This window comes from Kribbella sp. NPDC051586, assembly GCF_044453965.1.
Classification (GTDB): Bacteria; Actinomycetota; Actinomycetes; order Propionibacteriales; family Kribbellaceae; genus Kribbella.
On record NZ_JBITDF010000004.1, the window covers coordinates 715,005 to 734,938 of the forward strand.

General features: G+C 69.0%; 16 protein-coding genes. 3 read left to right on the forward strand and 13 right to left on the reverse strand.

The features are described 5' to 3' along the window. Genes ACIA58_RS30295 through ACIA58_RS30305 form a run of 3 tightly spaced genes read right to left on the reverse strand, consistent with a single transcriptional unit; the run spans position 1 to position 5,492 of the window. A complete protein-coding gene (locus ACIA58_RS30295) occupies positions 1-1,095 on the reverse strand; it encodes an AAA family ATPase (protein WP_396407212.1) in 1,095 nt (364 codons plus the stop codon). Then, the gene (locus tag ACIA58_RS30300) at positions 1,095-4,610 is read right to left on the reverse strand and encodes a DUF4132 domain-containing protein (protein ID WP_396407213.1); all 3,516 of its coding nucleotides are present in this window, start codon (positions 4,608-4,610) and stop codon (positions 1,095-1,097) included. The genes ACIA58_RS30295 and ACIA58_RS30300 overlap by 1 nt, the downstream gene beginning before the upstream one ends. 54 nt (positions 4,611-4,664) lie before the next feature. Further along, entirely contained in the window at positions 4,665-5,492 is an 828-nt protein-coding gene (locus tag ACIA58_RS30305) for a M55 family metallopeptidase (protein ID WP_396407214.1), read from the reverse strand. Positions 5,493-5,515: 23 nt separating this feature from the next. Between ACIA58_RS30305 and ACIA58_RS30310 the strand changes: the two genes are divergently transcribed. Continuing rightward, entirely contained in the window at positions 5,516-6,307 is a 792-nt protein-coding gene (locus ACIA58_RS30310) for an AraC family transcriptional regulator (protein WP_396407215.1), read from the forward strand. Here ACIA58_RS30310 and ACIA58_RS30315 read toward each other — a convergent pair. From ACIA58_RS30315 to ACIA58_RS30350, 8 genes are all read right to left on the reverse strand, one after another. Continuing rightward, the gene (locus ACIA58_RS30315) at positions 6,279-6,515 is read right to left on the reverse strand and encodes an SCO4848 family membrane protein (RefSeq protein ID WP_396407216.1); all 237 of its coding nucleotides are present in this window, start codon (positions 6,513-6,515) and stop codon (positions 6,279-6,281) included. The two genes, ACIA58_RS30310 and ACIA58_RS30315, sit on opposite strands and share 29 nt — an antisense overlap. Continuing rightward, positions 6,516-9,278 carry an AAA family ATPase gene (locus ACIA58_RS30320; protein WP_396407217.1) on the reverse strand — a complete coding sequence of 921 codons (2,763 nt, stop codon included), beginning with the start codon at positions 9,276-9,278 and terminating at the stop codon, positions 6,516-6,518. Positions 9,279-9,504: 226 nt separating this feature from the next. Then, on the reverse strand, positions 9,505-11,007 hold the full coding sequence (locus tag ACIA58_RS30325; protein WP_396407218.1) for an amino acid permease: 1,503 nt from the start codon (positions 11,005-11,007) through the stop codon (positions 9,505-9,507). A gap of 79 nt (positions 11,008-11,086) precedes the next feature. After that, positions 11,087-11,806, reverse strand: a complete 720-nt coding sequence (locus tag ACIA58_RS30330; RefSeq protein WP_396407219.1) for a FadR/GntR family transcriptional regulator — start codon at positions 11,804-11,806, stop codon at positions 11,087-11,089. A gap of 9 nt (positions 11,807-11,815) precedes the next feature. Continuing rightward, positions 11,816-12,592, reverse strand: a complete 777-nt coding sequence (locus tag ACIA58_RS30335) for a 3-oxoacyl-ACP reductase (protein WP_396407220.1) — start codon at positions 12,590-12,592, stop codon at positions 11,816-11,818. Further along, a complete protein-coding gene (locus tag ACIA58_RS30340; RefSeq protein WP_396407221.1) occupies positions 12,593-13,939 on the reverse strand; it encodes an aldehyde dehydrogenase family protein in 1,347 nt (448 codons plus the stop codon). It abuts the gene before it with no gap. Then, positions 13,936-14,640, reverse strand: coding sequence for a gamma-glutamyl-gamma-aminobutyrate hydrolase family protein (locus ACIA58_RS30345; protein ID WP_396407222.1), 705 nt, complete (start codon positions 14,638-14,640; stop codon positions 13,936-13,938). Before ACIA58_RS30345 ends, ACIA58_RS30340 begins: the two co-directional genes overlap by 4 nt. Continuing rightward, positions 14,621-15,973, reverse strand: coding sequence for a glutamine synthetase family protein (locus tag ACIA58_RS30350; protein ID WP_396407223.1), 1,353 nt, complete (start codon positions 15,971-15,973; stop codon positions 14,621-14,623). Before ACIA58_RS30350 ends, ACIA58_RS30345 begins: the two co-directional genes overlap by 20 nt. Before the next feature lie 172 nt (positions 15,974-16,145). On the opposite strand from ACIA58_RS30350, the gene ACIA58_RS30355 reads away from it, so the two are divergent. Together ACIA58_RS30355 and ACIA58_RS30360 are read left to right on the forward strand one after the other, a co-directional pair. After that, positions 16,146-17,090, forward strand: coding sequence for a zinc metalloprotease (locus ACIA58_RS30355; protein ID WP_396407224.1), 945 nt, complete (start codon positions 16,146-16,148; stop codon positions 17,088-17,090). Positions 17,091-17,147: 57 nt separating this feature from the next. Beyond that, positions 17,148-18,275, forward strand: a complete 1,128-nt coding sequence (locus ACIA58_RS30360) for a D-alanyl-D-alanine carboxypeptidase family protein (RefSeq protein WP_396407225.1) — start codon at positions 17,148-17,150, stop codon at positions 18,273-18,275. On the opposite strand, the gene ACIA58_RS30365 is transcribed toward ACIA58_RS30360, so the two are convergent. Next, entirely contained in the window at positions 18,272-19,327 is a 1,056-nt protein-coding gene (locus tag ACIA58_RS30365; RefSeq protein WP_396407226.1) for a YihY/virulence factor BrkB family protein, read from the reverse strand. The genes ACIA58_RS30360 and ACIA58_RS30365 overlap by 4 nt on opposite strands. A gap of 28 nt (positions 19,328-19,355) precedes the next feature. Continuing rightward, a complete protein-coding gene (locus ACIA58_RS30370; protein ID WP_396407227.1) occupies positions 19,356-19,868 on the reverse strand; it encodes a 2'-5' RNA ligase family protein in 513 nt (170 codons plus the stop codon). Between the last annotated feature and the right edge of the window lie 66 nt (positions 19,869-19,934).

Below are 19,934 nucleotides of genomic sequence, written 5' to 3' on the forward strand. Positions count from 1 at the left end.
TCAGCGATCGAGCTCGCGGCGCGCGTCGAGGACCCGGCGCCATTGATCGTCGGACTTCGCGCGCTGCCTGACCACGACGTCGAAGTAGTGCCGCAGCTTCTTCCCGTCGTCCGGATTGTCCTTCAGCACTGTCCCGATCAACTGCCGCGCGACATGCTCACCCCCGACCGTCCCGTCACCGAAGTACTGCGCGTCGAGGCCGGCCGCGTACCCGACCGCGACGGCCTCCGCCGACGACAGCACCGCGCTCGGTCGCTCGATCACCGTGCCCTCCGCGGTGACACCGTCACGCAGGTCGTGGAACGCCGTGACCAGCAACGTCACCACGTCGTCGGTGAGCCGGGTCCCGACTTCGGACTGCGCGAGCAGGGTTGCCGTCTGCTCCTTGATCAGCGACTCCTCCAGCCGCCGGTCCGCGATCGGTCGCACCGTCTCGAAGTTGAACCGGCGCTTCAGCGCGCTGGACATCTCGTGCACCCCGCGGTCGCGCAGGTTCGCCGTGGCCAGCACGTTGAACCCGCGTTCGGCGAACACCGTCGCCTCGTCGCCGGTCAGCTCCGGGACATGGATCACCTTGTCCGACAGCATGCCGATCAGCACGTCCTGGATCTCTGGCTGGACCCGCGTCACCTCCTCGAACCGGCACAGCTTGCCCTGCTCGGCCGCGTCGTACAGCGGGCCCTTCACCAGCGCACGCTGGGTCGGGCCTTCGGCGAGCAGCAGGGCGTAGTTCCACGAGTAGGTGATCTGGTCGCCGGTGGTGCCGGACGACCCCTGGATCGTGCAGGTCGAATCGCCACCGATCGCCGCCGCGAACAACTCCGACAGCATCGACTTCGCCGTCCCCGGCTCACCGACCAGGAGCAGGCCGCGGTTGCTCATCAGCGTGACCACGCACCGGTCCACCAGCGCGTCGTCGCCGTAGAACTTCTGCCGTACGTCGAGCGCGGGGTCGCCGAGGACGAACGCCCGGACCGCCCGCGGCGACAACCGCCAGCCGGCCGGCCGCGACCCCTGGTCCGCCGCCCGCAGCCGCTGCAGCTCCGCGGCGTGCATGACCTCGGCCGGCTCTCGCAGAATCGTTGCCTTACGCATCAGTACCTCGTCTTCTTCTCCCAGTCCGGATCGAATCCGGACCCGTCCGAGGCCATCAGCCGGACATCGTTGTACGCCTCCGACAACAGCACCGCCGGTACGTCGGCGAGCTGGACGACCGAACCGATCCCCGGGTCTTCCGCCGCCCGGATCACCCGGACCGGGCCGAGCGCGACGGTCCGGTTCTGCTCGGGCAGCGTATTGCCGGTGAAGTTGACGACGACGGTCAGCCCGAGCGTCGGGAAGCGCTTCTCGTACTCGTAGAACCAGCCGGCGTCCTGCGGCGTACCACGGGTGTAGCCGAGCTTGCCGGTCCGGCCACGCAACGCGAACGCCTCGACCAGGTGCCCCTCGAAGTCGCCCAGCGCCGGGTCGTCGGCCCGCTCCGCCGGTAGCCGGAAGATCCCTTTGCCGAACTGCTGGAACAGCGGCACGACCTCGTAGTCGTCGAAGTGTTGCTGCCAACTGCGCACGGCCTCCTCGTCGAGCACCGTGTCGTGCGCGATCCGCACCACCGCGTCCGGGGCGAGCTTCACCTCGTTGTCGTCGGCATCGGTCAGCGTCCCGTCGTCGAGCGACCGGAAGACCGTCGTATCGTCGGCGACCCACGCGAGCCTTTGCACCAGCCGGCGCATGATCGGGTGGCCGTTCAAGTACAGCTGCCAGTCGCCGGCGGGCCACGTCCGCTCGGTGCACAACGCCTCGTACAACCGGTTGGTCTGCAGCTCGACGACTGCCTTCAGCTCGCGCTTCGCGGTCGAGAACGCCTTCTTGGCTGCCTTCACCGCATCGGCGTCGTCGGTCTGCCGAGCCGCGGGCAGAGCCTTGACCTTCTTGCCCTCGGGTGACAGCAGCTCGACGGTCAGCTCCGGCGTGAGTGCGGCGGTGAACGCGCGACCGCCGTACGACAACTCGATCTGTCCGTCGTCGTCGAAACCGGCCAGTGGCACGCTCCGGTCGGCGAGCTCGTTGATCGTCCAGCCCTTGCGCTCGGCCAGCGCCTCGGCCTGCCGGGTCGCCTCGTCCTGGAAGCTCTTCGTCCGGAACCGGGAACCCACCGACAGCATCAGCTGGATCGCGCTCGGGTGGTCGATCCAGGCCAGCATCGCGATCAGCGCCTTGCCCTGTGCGGCGCGGCTCCCGAACCACTGCTTCAGGTACCGACCGACCGGCGCCGCGGCCCGCTCGCCCGCACACGCGGCCACGACCGCCAGCATGCCCTTGGCAGCGGCAGCCGACCCGGCCAGCCGATCGCTGTACCTCGGCAGGTAGTACGCCGTGATCTGCGTCAGGCTCATGCCCGCGAGCGGGCTCTTCACATTGTGCTGCGGAAATCTGGTCAGGTAGCCGTATTGCACGGTCGCCTCGTCCGAAGCCAGCTTGAGCGCCGCCTCCTCGCTGATCGGGAGGACGTCCTGCGCCAGCCACGCCTCCAACAGGTGCTGGCCGAACTCTTCGCGCTCACTCGCCTCGAACATCCCGCAGTACTTGCGCAGCAGCGCATTCGGCTCCGGAGACTTCGCCTTGACCGCCTGGGCGATGAGCCACTTCAACACCTCCGGCGGCACGACCTCGCCGTTGTCGGCCCAGTGCACCTCCGGAAGCAAGTCCCAACGCATCCACTCGACACCCTTGGGCAGCCCCTTGGCCAGCCCAGCCTCTGCCTCTTTGCGAAGACCGTCGCGATGGACGTAGTTCTCGACCGGCAGGCCGAAGCTCTCCAGCGCATCCAGCAGAGCGCCCATCGCGACGTCGTTCTTCTCCTTGGCGAGGGCGGCTTCCAGCGCGGGGACCGCCGGCTCGTATCCCAGCCGTTGCAGCCATTGCGCGGCGACGGTTCGCACTTCGGCCTTGGTGTCCTGCAGGGCCGCGACCGGGCGCTGCTCGAACCCGTCGACGCGGATCAACGCGTCCTGCGCGGCCCGGCGCTTCGCCTTCTGCGGTCGCAGCGCGATCGTCATCAGCGCCTCGATCGCATCGGCCGGCAGAACCGGCAGCGTCGCCAGGGCCCGGAACGGCGCGTCGTCGGCTGCGTAGTGGTCACCGGTGGTGGCCAGCATCTCCAGGAACTGCGGCAACGCGTACTGCACGAACGGCGCGATGGCCTCGTCCGGCCAACCAGTGGCAAGCGCGTTGTACGAGCGTTTGTACCGATCTGCGACCAGCTCGCGTCCATCGAGGTCCATCGCCCGAAGGATGAGCGCCAGCTCGATCAGCGTCGGATGACCTGTCTGTCTGAACAGGCTGTTGTAGATCTCGGTGGCTTGCTCGGTCAGGAGGCCGGTCCGGCTCGACATCAGCTCACCGGAGCGAGCGAGCACCAGCGTGGTGACGACCGGGCCCAACTGGCTCGCGTACTTGCCGAGTACCCACCACGACCACCGGTACGGCATCTGGCGGCTGGAGAGCTGGCACGGATTCCCGGTCTGGAGCGCCTCCAGCACCTTGACCAGATCGTCCTCGGTCAGCTTGTCCTTGTGCTCCGAGCCGCTGGACGGGTGGAGGAAGCGGGTGTCTTCGTCCCAGACCTTCCGCAGCAGTGCGCGCAGGTCCTCGGTCACCGGCATGCGCAGGAAGACCTTCGGGATCTCGAGCGGCGGCGGCTCTGCCGGTGCGGCCACCGGCCGCCAGACGTCGAGCAGCTCGCGGACGCTCGCCGCGCGGTCCGCGGCGGCATGCTCCAGCGCCCACTCGCGATGCCCTTCTGTTGCCCAGAGCAACTTTAGCGCTTCGACGCGCTGGTCGGGCCTGCCTTTCTCTGCGAGCGCCCGCAGCTCGGCCGGCACGCCCTCGATGGTCAGGAACGGCCGGGCTGCGGCGCGCACCTCCCGATTGGACGAGGCGGCGATGGACGCCAGCTCCGGCGTCAGGCCTTGCAACGTCTCCATCGGCAGGTGCTTCAGCAGGGCGAGCGCGGACTGCTGATGGGTGATTTTGTCCAGCGTCAGCCCGGATCTCAGCGCCGCGGTGTGCCGGCGTACGGCGTCGTCGAAACCGTCCATGCTGTGGACGGCGTGGACCCGGTACTCCGGGAAGTAGCCGGTGTGGCCGGTCGGGATCTCGAAAGCGATCAGCAGCATCGTGGCGGGATCGAGCCCCTCCGCGACCAGCAACTCCTCGAAGCGCGCGTGGCTGAACGTCCGCGCCGACACATTGCCCAGCTGGAACAGCAGTGCACCGATCCACGCCGGCTGACCGGCCATGTCGCGCGGAAAGTACTCCGGCGTGTTCGTCAGCGCGGCCCCCAGGACCTTGACCCAGCGCCCCAACACGTCGACCGGCAACTCGGACAGCCCGCAGACGAAGTGTTTCAGCGCCTCGCGCGCCGGTGACGGGTCGTAGGCGTGCCCGATCACCGCCAGGTCCCAGGCCGCGTGGTACCCGCCGACGCGGCCCAGCGCGTCCTGCGGCGCCCCGGTCAGTACATAAGAGACCAGGTCGTCCCCCGCGGCGAGCGGCTCCAACCCTGTCCGCAAGGCCGCCGCGAGATCGGCCGGAACTGCTGTCTCCCTCATCCCCCACCCCCAGGTCGTCGAGTCCCGAAAGCTACCGACGAGCTCCGACAGTTTTCAGCAGTACGGCGGGTTCGAGGTCACGGCGGTGCAGACCCGCAGGAACAGGTTGAACAGTCGGTAGAGGTGGAGCATCTCGGCCTCGAGGGTCACCGTGCGGTCGTCCTGGCGTTCGACGCCGGGGATTGCAGCAAGATGCAAAGCGACCGAGGCGGATTGCCAGCGGACGGTCAGGCGGTGGGGGGCGTGATCAGCGGCCGGTGTGGACAGGTTGGTCAGGGCCTCGGTGGTGGTGGTCTCGATGGACTGGCGGGCCTCGGCGACCGGGACGAGCTGGGCGGCGAAGCGGTCCTTGGCGAATTTGACCGGGACGGTGGTGACGCTGGGGTCCCAGGACTTGGTTTCCTCGCAGGCGGTGTCGTCGCCGGTGAGCAGGGCCACGGGTACGCCGTACGCCGCTGCCGCCGCGTGCAGGAGGCCGATCTCGCCGGTGGGGCGGTCGTCGAGCCAGATGTCCTCGATCTCGTGGCCCATGAAGCTGTGACTCAGTACGCCGAGGACGCCGGCGCGGGCGTGAAAGCCGACGCAGAGCACGGCGTCGTACTCCGACGACAGGCCCTCGATCATGCCCATCGGCTTCGGGCGGCCCTTGATCAGGCGGACCCGCGGGTCGAGGAGGTCGGGCAGGAGATTGCGCATCGGGCCGTGCGCGTCGTTGACCAGGACGGCCGTCGCCCCCGCGGCGTACGCACCACGGACGGCCGCGTTCACGTCCTCCGTCATCATCACCCGGCTGCGCTCGTAGTCCCGGCCCGGCGGCTGGACGTCCTCCGCGTCGACCAGTCCGGTGATGCCTTCCATGTCCGCGCTCACGTATACCTTCACGCCCAGAAGCGTATGTTCTGACTATGAGCAGCGGCGCCGTGGTCCGGGCGTGGCGGCCCGGGCTGGCCGGGGTCGTCGAGGTACTGCACGCCCACTTCCCGTCGCATGCGTACCCGACTCACACGCACGACGCGTGGACCGTGCTGATCGTCGACGAAGGCGCGGTGCGGTACGACCTGGATCATCGCGAGCACGGGCTCGCCCAGGCGCAGGTCTCGCTGTTGCCCCCGAACGTGCCGCACGACGGGCGGTCGGTGCTGCCGCAGGGCTTCCGGAAGCGGGTGCTCTACCTGGCGCCTGATCGGCTGGGCGACGGCCTGATCGGCGCCGCCGTCGACCAGCCCGAGTACGTCGACCCGCTGCTGCGGCACCGGATCCACCAACTGCACGGCGTACTCGAGGACGGCCGCGAGGACCTGGAGGCTCAGAGCCGGTTGACGCTGATCGAGGAGCGGCTGGGCCAGCATCTCCGGCATCACGTGACCGGCCCGCCGGAGAAGTACAACCTCGGCGTGGCCGCGGACTTGCGCGACCTACTGGACGCGCATGTGCCGGACGGGATCACGCTGGAGGATGCGGCGAAGGTGGTGCATGCGCATCCGGCGCATCTGGTCCGGGCGTTCAGCCGGGAGTTCGGCATGCCGCCGCACCGGTACCTGACCGGCCGCCGGGTCGACCTGGCCCGGCGGTACCTGCTCGACGGCCGCCCGGCCGCGGAGGTGGCGACGCTGGCCGGCTTCTACGACCAGTCGCACCTCAACCGGCACTTCCGGAAACTGCTCGGTGTCACACCTGCGAGTTTTCTGAAGCGTTGACGCGCGAGGCCTTGTACGCGCGCACACCCCAGGTCCCGAGCAGGGCGGCGATCAGCAGGTTCACGATCACCAGGATCGTGTGCGCCACGTAGTACCCGGTCGGGCGGCCCTCGGTGTCGACCAGCGCCTTGATGAAGCGCAGATAGGTGATGACGTTCCAGGCTGCGATGGCGAGCAGGACGACGGCGTGTTTGCGTTCGAGCTTCACTCAGCCATTGTGACTGGGGCGATCCACCATCCGGAGCAGCTGGGTGCGGTTGGCGACCCCGAAGCGCCGGTACAGGCGGGTCAGCTGCGACTCGACGGCCTTCACCGACAGGTACAGCGCCGCGGCGATCTCGCGGTTGGTGGAGCCGTCGCGGACCATCGAGACGATCTGCTGCTCGTTGTCGGTCAGCTCCGACGGCTGTCGGCTCCGGCTCGGCACGTCGAGGCGCGCGAGCTCGGTCTCGGCGACCTCCCGCCAGGCGGGCGCGCCGTGGGCCTCGAACTGCTCGATCGCGTCCAGGAACGCCGTCCGCGCGACCGACCGGCGACGGGCCTGCCGCGCGACCCTGCCACGGGTGAGCTCGCAGCGGGCGACGTCGAGCGGGTAGACCCGGTCCCCCGCCGTGCTGATCGTCTTCTCGAGCAGGTCCAGCGCGGCGGCCGGGTCGCCCTGCTTGGCGATCAGCAACGCCTCGGACCGGGCCAGGCCGATCATGACGACCTCGCGGTCGAGGTTCTCCGCGCGGGTCCGGATCTCGGCGATCAAGTCCGCCGCGTCGTCGAGCCGGCCGGCCGCGACCAGCGCCTCCGCGTAGTCCGCGTGCCACGGGATCACGGCCGGGTCGTACGGCATCGCGGCCTCACCCGACCCGGCGATCGCGTCGAACGACTCGACCGCCCGCTGCGGGTCGCCGGTCAGCACGGCCATCTGCCCGAGGCTGGCCAGCGCCGGGCCGGTCCACTCGTCGTTCCCGACCAGGCGGACGCCCTCCAGCGCGGCCTCGGCGAGCTGCCGGCCCATGGCCGCCGAACCGCCGACCCACTCGGCCCGGCTGGCGATGATCATGCCGACCTCGGCCTCGTCGCCGATGTCCTGCATCAACTGGTAGCACTCGTGACCCGCGGCCAACGCGTCGGCGCCGCGGCCGCTGCGCTCGTAGATCGCGGTCGCCGAGATCAGCGCGGACGCCAGCCAGCGCATCGCGCCGTGGTCGCGGACCTCGTCGACCAGCGCGGTGATCGCGGTGATCGCCTCGTCGGTGCGGCCGCGGAACAGCTCCCGCATCGCGGCCATCTGACGAGCGTTCACCACTGTCCTGGTCAGCGGCAGTCCCTCGGCCAGCTCGGCGGCCTGCTCGAGCACGGCGTCCGAGGACTCCTCGGCATCACGTGCCATCAGCACCGAGCTCGCCGCGCTCAACGCGTCGACGACCGCCTCGGTGTCACCCGCCTCGCGCGCCAGCGCCTCGGCGACGCGGGCGTCCTCCTGCGCGTCGTCCAGACTGCGATCGAAGTAGTGGCTGTGGCTGCGCTCGATCCGGACCCGCGCCTCCAGCCGCTTGTCGCCCTCTGCCGCCGCGAACGCCTCCGCGAGCAGCTCGACCCGGCGGTCCCGCTCCGGCCAGACCGCGTCCGCGCACAGCAACAGCGCGGGCACCTTGGTCTCCGGCTTCGTCGCGGCCTGTACGGCGAAGCGCGCCATGTCGGCCGACTCCGCCAGGTGACCAGCGGCCGCGGCGTCATCGGCAGCTCGGGTCAGGCGCCGGGCGCGGTCGTCGGGCCGCGTGATCGGCGTACGCTCCGCGCTCAGCCGCCACAGGGTCGCGGCGGCACCGGGCGCGCCACGGCCCGCCGCGACAGTGGCTGCCTCCTCGATGGCGGCGGCCAGCTCCGGGTCGGCCTCCTGGGTCGCCAGGGCGCGGTGGGTCGCGTTCTCGACCGGTTCGTCGACCACGGCCGCGAGTTGGGCGTGGGCCTGACGGCGGGCGGCCGACGTCGCCTCGGCATACACGAACTCACGCAGCAGCGGGTGGGTGAAGCGCAGGCGCTCGGCGGCGATGTCGATCAGGCCGAGGCTCTCGGCCTCGGCCAGGTCGGCCTCGATCGGACGGTCGAGGGCGCGCGCGAGCTGGGTCGTCGTCGGGCGCGGCGAGGACGCTGCGTACAGGAGCAGCTCGTGGGCGCCGGGCTCCAGGGTGGACAAGCGGTCGCCGAGCAGCGTCTTGAGCCGGCTGGACACGGGGAGCGGGTCGTTGGGCGAGACGCTCTTCGGATGCCGCAGTACGGCGCGGCCGAGCTCGAGGGCCATGAACGGGTTGCCGGCGCTCGCGGTGAAGATGCGGCGGGCAGTGCGGACCGGGAGCGGGCTGGACAGCCGCTGACGGAGCAGACCGAGGACGTCCGGCTCGGTGAGCGGCGGGACCTCGAGCTGGAGAACGGGCTCCGGGCACGCGTCGACCATCATCGGCAGGTCCCCGTCGGCCACCTGCTCGGTGGCGAGCAGATGCACGCCCTCGGACAGCCGGCGGGCGCAGAAGGTGAGCACCTCGAGGCTGGACGGGTCGACCCACTGGATGTCGTCGACGACCAGCAGGACCGGGCCGGTGGTGGCCAGGCGACGCAGGACATGCAGTACGGCGAGGCGCACGGCGAGCTCGTCCCGCACCGTGTCGGGGGCGCTCGCCTTCAGCAGCGCGACCTCCAGCGGCTGGCGGAGGTGATCCGGCAGCACCTGCCAGGCGAACTCGAGCTGGTTGGACAGCAGGTCGAGGAGCGTGACGTACGGAAGGCCGGCCTCGGAGTTGGACGGGGCCGCGCTGAGGATCCGGCAGCCCTTCCGGCCGCGGTCGGCGACCAGGGCCCGCCCGAGAGCGGACTTGCCGATACCGGTCGGACCGTACAGCAGCACGCTGCCACTGGTCTCGAGCTGCTTGGTAGCACGCTCGACCAGTCCCGTACGCCCGACCAGCTCGTCGTCAGTCATTCAGCTCCCCGAAGGATTCCCTTCGCTGATTATCACAGGAAACGACCATCCGACACGGCAAGTGTCACATGAGGAAATTTGGTGGTCACCATCCTGACACCCGGAACTGCCCAGATCCGAGCAGTCGCGACGGCACGATCGTGCCGGGGCACCGGATGGTCTACGGCCTGTAGACAAAGTGCAACCGCCTGCCGCGCTCTTGCGCGACAGGCGGTTGAATACACGACTAAATCGATTCCAGATCGCGTTCGATGGCAGCCAGTTCTTCCTCGCTGCCCTGGACCTTGGGCCCGGTGAACCAGCGGCGGGCCGACAGGAACCAGTACGCCGCCGCGAAGCCCAGCACGACCAGAACGGCCACCGGGGTGTAGTTGAAGGTGCTGCCGGTGACCGGGCTGACCTGGGGCAGCATGAACAGGATCGTGATGAACGCGACCCAGACGATCGCCACGATGCCGATCGGCCGGCTCCAACGACCCAGGTTCCACGGGCCGGGCTGGAAACGGTCACCCTGCAGGAGCCGGAGCAGCGTGGGCAGGACGTAGGCGATGTAGAGGCCGATCACCGCGATCGACGTCACCGCGGCGTACGCCGTCGCGTTCCACAGGTACGGCAGGCCGAGGACGAACGCGCCGGCGGCGGCGAGCCAGATCGCGTTGGTGGGCGTCCGGGTGCGGTGGTTGATCTTGTGCCACAACGCCGACCCCGGCAGCGCGCCGTCGCGGGAGAACGCGTAGATCATCCGCGAGTTCGCCGTCACCGACGACATCCCACAGAACAACTGCGCCCCGATCACGACCAGCAGGAGGATCTTGCCCGTGACGGCGCCGACCGCGTCGATGAAGATCTGCGCGGGCGGTACGCCGGTGGAGCTGTGCAGCGAGCCGTCGTAGTTCTGGATCGCGAACGTCAGCCCGATCAGCAGGACCCAGCCGGCCGCGAGCGAGACGAGGATCGACATCACGATCCCCCGTGGGCCGGAGCGCGCCGCATCGTGCGTCTCCTCGGTCATGTGCGCGGACGCGTCGTACCCGGTGAAGGTGTACTGCGCCAGCAGCAGGCCGAGCAGTGCGACGTAGAAGGTGGATCCCCACCCGGTGTTGTTCACGAAGTGGCCGAACACGAACGACGCCGACTGGTGCTTGTCCGGCACGAACACCAGCGCGCCGACGATGAACAGCACACCGATGATGTGCCACCAGACGCTGATGTCGTTCAGCCTCGCGACCAGCTTCACGCCGAACGAGTTCAGCAACGCGTGCACCAGCAGGATGATCCCGAACAGCAGGATCGTGTGCCCCGGCGTCGCACTGAAACCGAACTGCAGATCCAGGAACGCGTTCAGGAAGAACGCCGCGCCGAAGTCGATGCCGGCCGTCACCGCGACCTGGCCGAGGAAGTTGAACCATCCGGTGAACCAGGACCAGGCCGCGCCGTTGGACGGCGCGAGTTTCGCGGACCAGTAGTACAGCCCGCCGGCGGTCGGGAAGCTCGAGCACACCTCCGCCATCGAGAGGCCGACGAACAAGGTCATCAGGCCGACGATCGGCCAGCCCCAGACGATCATCACCGGGCCGCCGGTGTTCATCCCGAACCCGTACAGGGTCAGGCAGCCGGACAGGATCGAGATGATCGTGAACGACACCGCGAAGTTCGAGAACCCGGACATCGTCCGGTTCAGCTCTTGTGCGTAACCCAGTTGGTGCAGGCGATCCTCGTCGTCGGTCATCGAGCCTCCTAGCCGCGCCAATGGTCTCCCCCTAGACCTTTACGCAATTGAGGCACCCGGCGTCCGGGGTGTCAAGAAGTCAGGCGAGAAAGCCGTGCAGCAGCACCGCGGTGCCCGAGAGGTGCTCCTGCATCGCTTGCCGGGCGGCATCGGCACGGCCGGCGAGGATGGCGTCGACGATCGCCTGGTGCTGCTCGTTCGAGTGCTGGATGTTGCGCTCGAGCAGGGGGATCGCGTCGAGGAGTTCGTTCAGCCGCATCCGGACGTCGGCCATCGCAGACGTCAGCGACGGCGAGCCGGTCACCTCGGCGATCGCGAGGTGCAGACGGGAGTCCAGGCGGCGGTAGTCGGCCAGCCGGGCCGCGGAGGTGTCGGCGAGGCAGCGTTCGAGGTGGTCGCGTTCGGCGCCGCTCAGCTCCCGGGACGCGGCGGCTTCCGCGGCGCCGGTCTCCAGCACGAAGCGCAGCGTCAGGGCGTCGTCGAGTCCGTCGGCCAGGTCGCGGGCGATCCGTTTGGCCGGCGTACGGCGGGGTTTCGGCAACTGCTCGTTGACGAACGTGCCGCCGTACCGGCCGCGGCGGGACTCGACGTACCCGGCCTCGGTGAGGGCGTGGATCGCCTCCCGGAGCGTGACCCGGCTGACGCTCAGCCGGGCCGCGAGCTCGCGCTCCGGCGGCAACCGGTCGCCGGGCACGACGACGCCGAGCTTGATTGCCTGCAGCAACCGCTCGACCGTCTCCTCGAACGGGTTCCCGGCCCGGACCGGCCGGAACACCGCCTCGTCTGCCTGAACGACCATGCCCCCAGACTAGATCGGGGTGACGTAAGCGCCGGAGATTCCCCCGTCGACGAGAAAAGTGTTGGCGGTGATGAAGGACGAGTCGTCGCTGGCCAGGAAGGCGACCGCGGCGGCGATCTCGTCGGGTTCGCCGAAGCGGCCCATCGGGACGTGGACGAGTCGGCGCTGGGCCCGCTCCGGGTCCTTGGCGAACAGCTCGGTCAGCAGCGGCGTGTTCACCGGGCCCGGGCAGAGCGCGTTCACCCGGATCCCCTGGCGGGCGAACTCCACCCCGAGCTCCCGGCTCATCGCGAGTACGCCGCCCTTCGAAGCGGAGTACGAGATCTGCGAGGTGGCCGCGCCCATCACCGCGACGAACGACGCGGTGTTGATGATCGAGCCCTTGTTCTGCCGTTGCATGTAAGGGATCGCGGCCTTGCAGCACAGGTACACGGAGGTCAGGTTGACCTCCTGGACCTTCCGCCACGCCTCCAGCCCGGTGTCCAGGATCGATGCGTCGTCGGGCGGCGAGATGCCCGCGTTGTTGAACGCGATGTCCACGCTGCCGTAGGTGTCGAACGCCTGCTTGAACAGATTCTCGACGGCGGCCGGGTCCGTGACGTCGGTCGAGATGAACAGCCCCCCGACCTCGTCGGCGGCCGTCTTGCCCGCGGCCGGGTCGAGGTCGCCGATCACGACGTGTGCGCCTTCCGCGGCGAGCCGCCGTACCGTGGCCAGGCCGATCCCACTGGCCCCCCCGGTCACCACCGCGACACGGCCCTCGAGCCGATGCGCCTTCACGTCCATTCAGTCCTCCGTGCTGATGAAGATGTTCTTGGTCTCGGTGAACGCGTCCAGCGCGTCCGGGCCGAGCTCCCGGCCGAGGCCGGACTGCTTGTAACCGCCGAACGGCGTCGAGTACCGCACCGACGAGTTCGAGTTGATCGAGAGGTTGCCCGCTTCTACGCCGCGGCCGACGCGGATCGCCCGACCGACGTCCCGCGTCCAGATCGAGCCGGACAGGCCGTACTCGCTGTCGTTCGCGATCCGCAGCGCATCCGCCTCGTCCTCGAACGGAACCACCGCGACCACCGGCCCGAAGATCTCCTCCCGCAGCGCCCGCTCGTCCGGAGGCGCCAGCACCGTCGGCGGGAACCAGAACCCAGGCCCGGCCGGCGCCGTCCCCTGGAAGGCCGGCTCCTGGGCATACGAAGCGACCCGCTCGAGTTGGGCCTTCGAGATCAGCGGTCCCATCTCGGTCGCCGGATCACCTGGATCACCGACCTTGAAGTTCTTCACCGCCGGCTCGAGCAGCTCCATGAAGCGGTCGTACGCCGTCCGCTCGACCAGGATCCGCGACCGCGCGCAGCAGTCCTGCCCGGCGTTGTCGAACACGCCGTACGGCGCCTGCGCTGCCGCCTTCTCGAGATCGGCGTCGGCGAAGACGACGTTCGCGGACTTGCCACCCAGCTCGAGGGTCACCCGCTTCACCTGGTCCGAGCACCCGGCCATGATCTGCTTGCCGACCGTGGTGGAGCCGGTGAAGACGATCTTGCGGACCGACGGATGTGTCACGAAACGCCGGCCGACCACCGACCCGGGACCGGGGACAACTTCGAAGACTCCCGGCGGGATTCCGGCGTCCAGCGCCAGCTCGCCGAGGCGGATCGCGGTGAGCGGGGTGAGCTCGGCGGGCTTGAGGACGACGGTGTTGCCGGCGGCAAGGGCCGGGGCGAAACCCCAGCCGGCGATGGGCATCGGGAAGTTCCACGGGACGATCACGCCGACCACGCCGAGCGGCTCCTGGAAGGTGATATTGATGCCTCCGGCAACAGGAATCTGCTTGCCGAACAGGCGTTCCGGCGCGGCCGAGTAGTACGTCAGCACGTCCCGGACGTTGCCCGCCTCCCAGCGGGCGTTCCCGATCGTGTGGCCGGCGTTCTCGACCTCGAGCGCGGCCAGGTTCTCCAGGTCCGCGTCGACCGCGTCGGCGAACCTCCTCAGCAGCCGGCCGCGATCGGCCGGCGCGACGTCCCGCCAGGTCTCGAAGGCCTTCGCGGCCCGGGCGATGGCGGCGTCCGCATCGTCCTGGGTGGCAAGGGAGATCGTCCGGACCACCTTCTCGGTGGCCGGGTTGATCACGTCGTAAGTCATGAAGCACTCCTGATGAGAGCGGTGAACAGTCTCAGGTCGTCGGGGGTCTCCTCCGGGTGCCACTGCACACCGAGGGCGAAGTCGCGGCCCTCCACCTCGGCCGCTTCGATCGTCCCGTCACCGGAGCGTGCGGTGACCTTCAAGCCCGGCGCGACGACGTCGAGCGCCTGGTGGTGGTAGCAACTGCCGCTCGCGCGCTCGCCGAGGATCCGGGCGGCCAACGAGTCGGGCTCGACTTTGATCTCGGTGGTCGCGAAGACCCCCGGACCGCCACGATGGTCGTTGGTGACGACGTCGGGCAGGTGCTGGTGAAGTGTGCCGCCGAGCGTGACGTTCAGCATCTGCAAACCCCGGCAGACCGCCAGCAACGGGAGGTCCCGCTCCAGCGCGCCGTGGATCAGCACCCGCTCGTGCTCGTCACGTCCCGGTCGGGTGTCGACGGTTTCGGGGTGTGCGTCCTCGCCGTACGCGCCCGGGTCGACGTCACAGCCGCCCGATACGACCAGTCCGTCGAGGATGTCGAGGACCGTGACGTCGGTCCCGACGGGCGGCAGGAGGATCGGCGTACCGCCGGCCATGGCCACAGCGTCGAGGTAGACGCGCGGGAGGATGGCCGCCTCCCGCTGCCAGATGCCCCAGGTGGACGGCTCGAGGTACGTCGTGATGCCGATGCGCGGTCGTCTAGAGCCGTTCGAAGCCACGGACCCGCTCCCAGTCGGTGACGGCGGCGTCGTACGCGTCCAGCTCGATGCGCGCGGTGTTGGTGTAGTGGTCGACCATCTCGTCGCCGAACGCCTCGCGGGCCTGCTTCGAGCCGGTGAACAGCGCCGCGGCCTCGCGCAGGGTGGACGGGACGTGCTCCTTGTCGGACTCGTACGCGTTGCCTTCCAGCAGCGGCTCGAGCTCCAGTTCGTTCTCGATGCCGTGCAGGCCGGCGGCGATGATCGCGGCGACCGCGAGGTACGGGTTCACGTCGCCGCCGGGGAGGCGGTTCTCGACCCGGAGCGAGTCGCCGTGACCGACCACGCGGAGCGAGCAGGTGCGGTTGTCGAGACCCCACGCGACCGCGGTCGGCGCGAAGCTGCCGCGAACGAATCGCTTGTAGGAGTTGATGTTCGGGGCGAGCAGGTAGGTGAACTCCGACAGGCAGGCGAGCTGACCGGCGATGAAGTACTCCATCAGCTGCGAGAACCCGTGGTCATGGTCCCCCGCCAGCACCGCGTCGCCGTCCTCCGCGCGGAAGCTCAGGTGGATGTGACAGGAGTTGCCTTCGCGTTCGTCGTACTTCGCCATGAACGTGAGGCTCTTGCCGTGCTTGGCGGCGATCTCCTTCGCACCGGTCTTGTAGATCGAGTGGTTGTCGCAGGTGGCGAGCGCCTCGTCGTACCGGAAGGCGATCTCGTGCTGGCCGAGGTTGCACTCGCCCTTCGCGGACTCGACGTACAGGCCTGCCCCCGTCATGCCGTTGCGGATGTCGCGCAGCAGCGGCTCGATCCGGGAGGTGCCGAGCAGGGAGTAGTCGACGTTGTACTGGTTCGCCGGGGTGAGGTCGCGGTACCGCTTGTCCCAGGCGGTCTCGAACGTGTCGTCGAACACGATGAACTCGAGCTCAGTCCCGACGTAGGCCTTGAGGTTCCTCTCCGCCAGCCGGTCGAGCTGCTTGCGCAGTACTTGCCGCGGCGAGGCGACGACGGGCCGGCCGTCAAGCCACTGCACGTCGCACAGCACCATCGCCGTACCTTCGAGCCACGGGACCAGCCGGAGTGTGTCCAGGTCGGGCGCCATCACCATGTCGCCGTACCCACGCTCCCAGGACGACATCGCGTAGCCGTCCACGGTGTTCATGTCCACGTCGACGGCCAGTAGGTAGTTGCAGCCCTCGGTCCCGTGCTTCAGCACCTCCTCCAGGAAGTACCGGGCCCCGCAGCGCTTCCCCTGCAACCGGCCCTGCATGTCGGTGATCGCAACCAGCACGGTGTCGACCTCACCGGCCTCGACCAGCCTCCGCAACTTCTCCACACCCAACACGGCCACTCCCGGAGTCTATTGGTCTATCTCCAGTCCATTGACTCAAGCCTAGCCCGCAGTGTCAATGCGGTGCCGTGGCACCAAGCGGTCAGAGAATGGGTTGGCGGGGGGCGGGATCGTGGGGAAAATCGGCGAATTCGGCCGCACCGCCCAAGCGGCCCGATTCTGGAGGACCGCGATGCGATCTTTCGTAACTCGTCCCCGCGCCCTGGCTGTTCTGCTGGCCGGTACGGCGCTTGCTTTCAGCCCGCTCGGTGGACAGGCGACTGCCAAGTTGCCCGTCGATCAGACCGGGAACCCGGCGTGTTTCACGCCGGAAGACGGCGCCGCCGCCCGCGGTGGCTTCGGTGCTGACCACCGCGACCTGTCGGTGGCCGAGCAGAAGGCCATCGACGCGAAGACGGCGGCGATCCTCAAGGCCAAGCGGGCCCGTGGTCTCGCACCCACGGCCGGCAAGCTGGCCGCAGCCAGCGTCCCGGTGTACGTGCACGTCATGCTCAGCACCTCCGGCGCCGGTGACGTCACCTCGACCCAGATCAACCAGCAGATCACCGAGCTGAACCAGGACTACGCCGGCGGCGAGTCGTCGCAGGCCGCGAACACCGGCTTCACGTTCTACCTGGCCGGCACCGACCGCTACAAGAACAACCAGTGGCACAACGACCGCCAGAGCACGCAGTACCGCTCACAAACGCGCAAGGGTGGCAAGAACGCCCTGAACATCTGGCTGGTCGACTTCTCGTACCTCGGGATCGCGACCTTCCCGTGGGACTACGCGAGCAACCCGAAGATCGACGGCATCCGGGTCCAGTACAGCTCGCTGCCCGGCGGCTCGGCGACCAACTACAACCTCGGCAAGACCGCGTCCCACGAGGCCGGCCACTGGTTCGGGCTGTACCACACGTTCCAGGGCGGCTGCACGAGCACGAACGACTCGGTGTCCGACACGCCGGCCCAGAGCAGCGCCTCCAGCGGCTGCCCGACCGGCCGGGACTCCTGCTCGCTGCCCGGGCTGGACCCGATCCACAACTACATGGACTACTCCTACGACTCCTGCTACAACCAGTTCACGCCCGGCCAGTCAACCCGGATGAGCAACATGTGGACTGCCTACCGCGCCTGATCAAGGACAGAGACCCGACTGTGACATCTGCACCGTAGGGCAACTAGAGTGCCCGCGATGCGTTTGCTTCTGACGGCCTGCGCGACCACCGCACTGGCGGTTGCCGGACCTCTGACAGCGACCGCCGCCGATCAGGGCCGACAAGGCCCGGTCGGCGGCGACCTGCTGACGGCGAAGCCGACGGTGATCGCCAACGGGGCGGCACCGCCGGCTGTCCAGGCATCGGCGTATGTCGTGGCCGACCTGGACACCGGCCAGGTCCTCGCGGCGAAGGCCCCGCACGCCAAGCTCCGCCCGGCGAGCACGCTCAAGACGCTGACGGCCCTCGTCCTGCTGCCGCGACTGAAGAAGACCGATCCGGTGATCGGATCCGATGCCGACGCCGGGATCATCGGCAGCAAGGTCGGCGTGTACCCCGGCCTGCACTACACCGTCGACCAGCTCTTCCAGGGCATGTTCCTGGCGTCGGGGAACGACGCCGTCCACGCCCTCTGCGCGCACGACCAGGGCGGCATCCCCGCGACCATCCAGCGGATGAACGCGAAGGCCAAGGATCTCGGCGCGCTCGACACCCATGTGACCGACCCGACCGGCCTGGACGCCGACGGGCAGTACTCCAGCGCCTACGATCTGGCCCTGTTCGCGCAGGCGGGGCTGTCCCGGCAGGACTTCGCGAAGTACGCGTCCACCAAGTTCACGAACTTCCCGAACGTCGGCAACAAGGGCACCTACCAGGTCGCGAACCAGAACAAGCTGCTGTTCAACTACGACGGCGCGCTCGGCGTCAAGACCGGCTACACCACGCTGGCCCGCAACACGTTCGTCGGCGCCGCCCGCCGCAACGGCCACACGCTGGTGGTGACGATGATGAACGCCCCGCACGGCATCACCGAGGACGCCAGCGGCCTGCTGACCTGGACGTTCACCAACTACGCCAAGCTCAAGCCCGTCGGCACGCTGGTGAAGGCCGAGGCCCCGCCGAAGACCCAGCCGGAAGGCAAGCCCGCCGACAAGCCGGCCTCGGGCACCGCACGCCCGCAACGCAGCCGAACCGTCCTCAGCCCCGGCCAGGCCGTCCAGTCCCTCGCCTTCCGCGTCCCCGCCTGGGCGTACGCCGGACCGCCCGTACTGCTCCTCGGCCTCTTCCTGCGCCGACCGCGCACTCTCCGCCGGCGCCGGCACTAACGACGGACCGAGCGCACCGCTCGCACAAGTTGCACGGCGACCGTGGTGAGTGTCGCGCCCACCACCGCTCCTGCGGCCACCGCGACCGTGTCTGCCTTCCGCTGCGGGACCGGCACCACCTTGTACCGCTTGCCGGGCGGACCGGGCAGCAACGGCTCGGTGTCTTCGACCGGCTCGGTTTCTTCGACCGGCTCGGGGCTCTCCGCCACGACCTCCGGCTTGACGCTCGCTTCCTTCGTCCAGGCCGCGATCAGCATGATCGCCCGTGTCATCAGGTAGATCCACACCAGCAGCGCCAGCGGCAACGCCAGCGCGCCGTACGCCGCGTTCGCGCCGATCACGTGGTCCACGTAGAGGTTGCCGAGCCGCTGTGCGAGGTAGAAGAGGATGCCGCCGGCCAGCGCGGCGATCAGCGCCACCTTGCGCGGCAGCAGGATCCGGGGCAGCGCGGTCTGCATGTACAGGAACAGCACGGCGCCCGCAGCGATCCCCAGCACTACGCTGGTCAGTCCGAGACCCCACTGCCCCAACCAGGTGTCTTCGAGGCCGGTGGCATCGACGATCCGCTGCGACAGCCCGGTCAGGATCGACGAGGCGCCGGTGGCGATCAGGCCGATCAGGCCGAGGCCGAGCAGCGCACCGAGATCGACGATCTTGAGCTTGACCGCGTTGCCCGGCTCGTCGTCCAGCTCGTGCATCGAGCGGATCGAGGCCCGCAGGGAGTCGATCCACCCCAGTCCGGTCAGCAGCAGTGACACCGCGGAGATCAGCCCGATGGTTCCGGCGTGGCTGATCAGGCTGTCGATGTCGATCTTGTCGCCGATACCGGGCAGGTTCTTCTCGAGAGTGTCCTTCAGGGTCTGGACGGCCTTGTCGCCGAGCAGCGGCCCGATGATCGCCGCGGCCAGCACGATCAGCGGGAACAGCGACAGGAACCCGAAGAAGCTCGTCGCCCCGGCCAGCCGGTTGCCGCGCCGGTTGCCGTAGCGCTGCCAGGCTCGCCACAACTGGCTCCGGCTGAACCGTTTCCAGGCGGCCTTGAGCTTTTTCATGAGTCTCCTGTACCCGTGACGAGGAGGCTCAGCCTGCCAGGGGGAAGGACCGCTGCGGCCGCCACACGCCGTCCGCGCCGTGTTCGTAACGACTGAAATACTCGACGTCGAAGGCGCAGTCGTACTCCGACAGGGCGTCGTACGCGCGGTCGAGGGCGTCCTTGTCCAGGTCGTGCGCGACCGTGACGTGCGGGTGGTACGGGAACCGCAGGTCGACCTGCAGCGGCCCGGACCGAACCTGCGACTGCAGCACCTCGCACGACGAGATGCCCTCGGCCAGCGGCACGAACACCACCGGCGAGATCGGCCGGAACGTCGCCGTACCGCGCAGGCGGATCCGGAACCGGGGGAACCGGGCCGCCACCGCGAGCAGGTGCTCGTCGATCACGTCCAGGTCGGTCGCCTCGATGTCGGTCGGCGGCAGCAGCGTCACGTGGGTCGGGATCGACGCGGCCATCGGATCGCCGAACTCGGCCCGGAACTTCTGCAGCTCCGAGCCGTACGGCTCCGCGATCGGGATCGCGACACCGATCGTGGTCATGGGGCCTCCCGGTCTGGACTGAGGAGCGGCGGGAGCGAAGCGACCAGAGCGACGAGGGAAGACCGG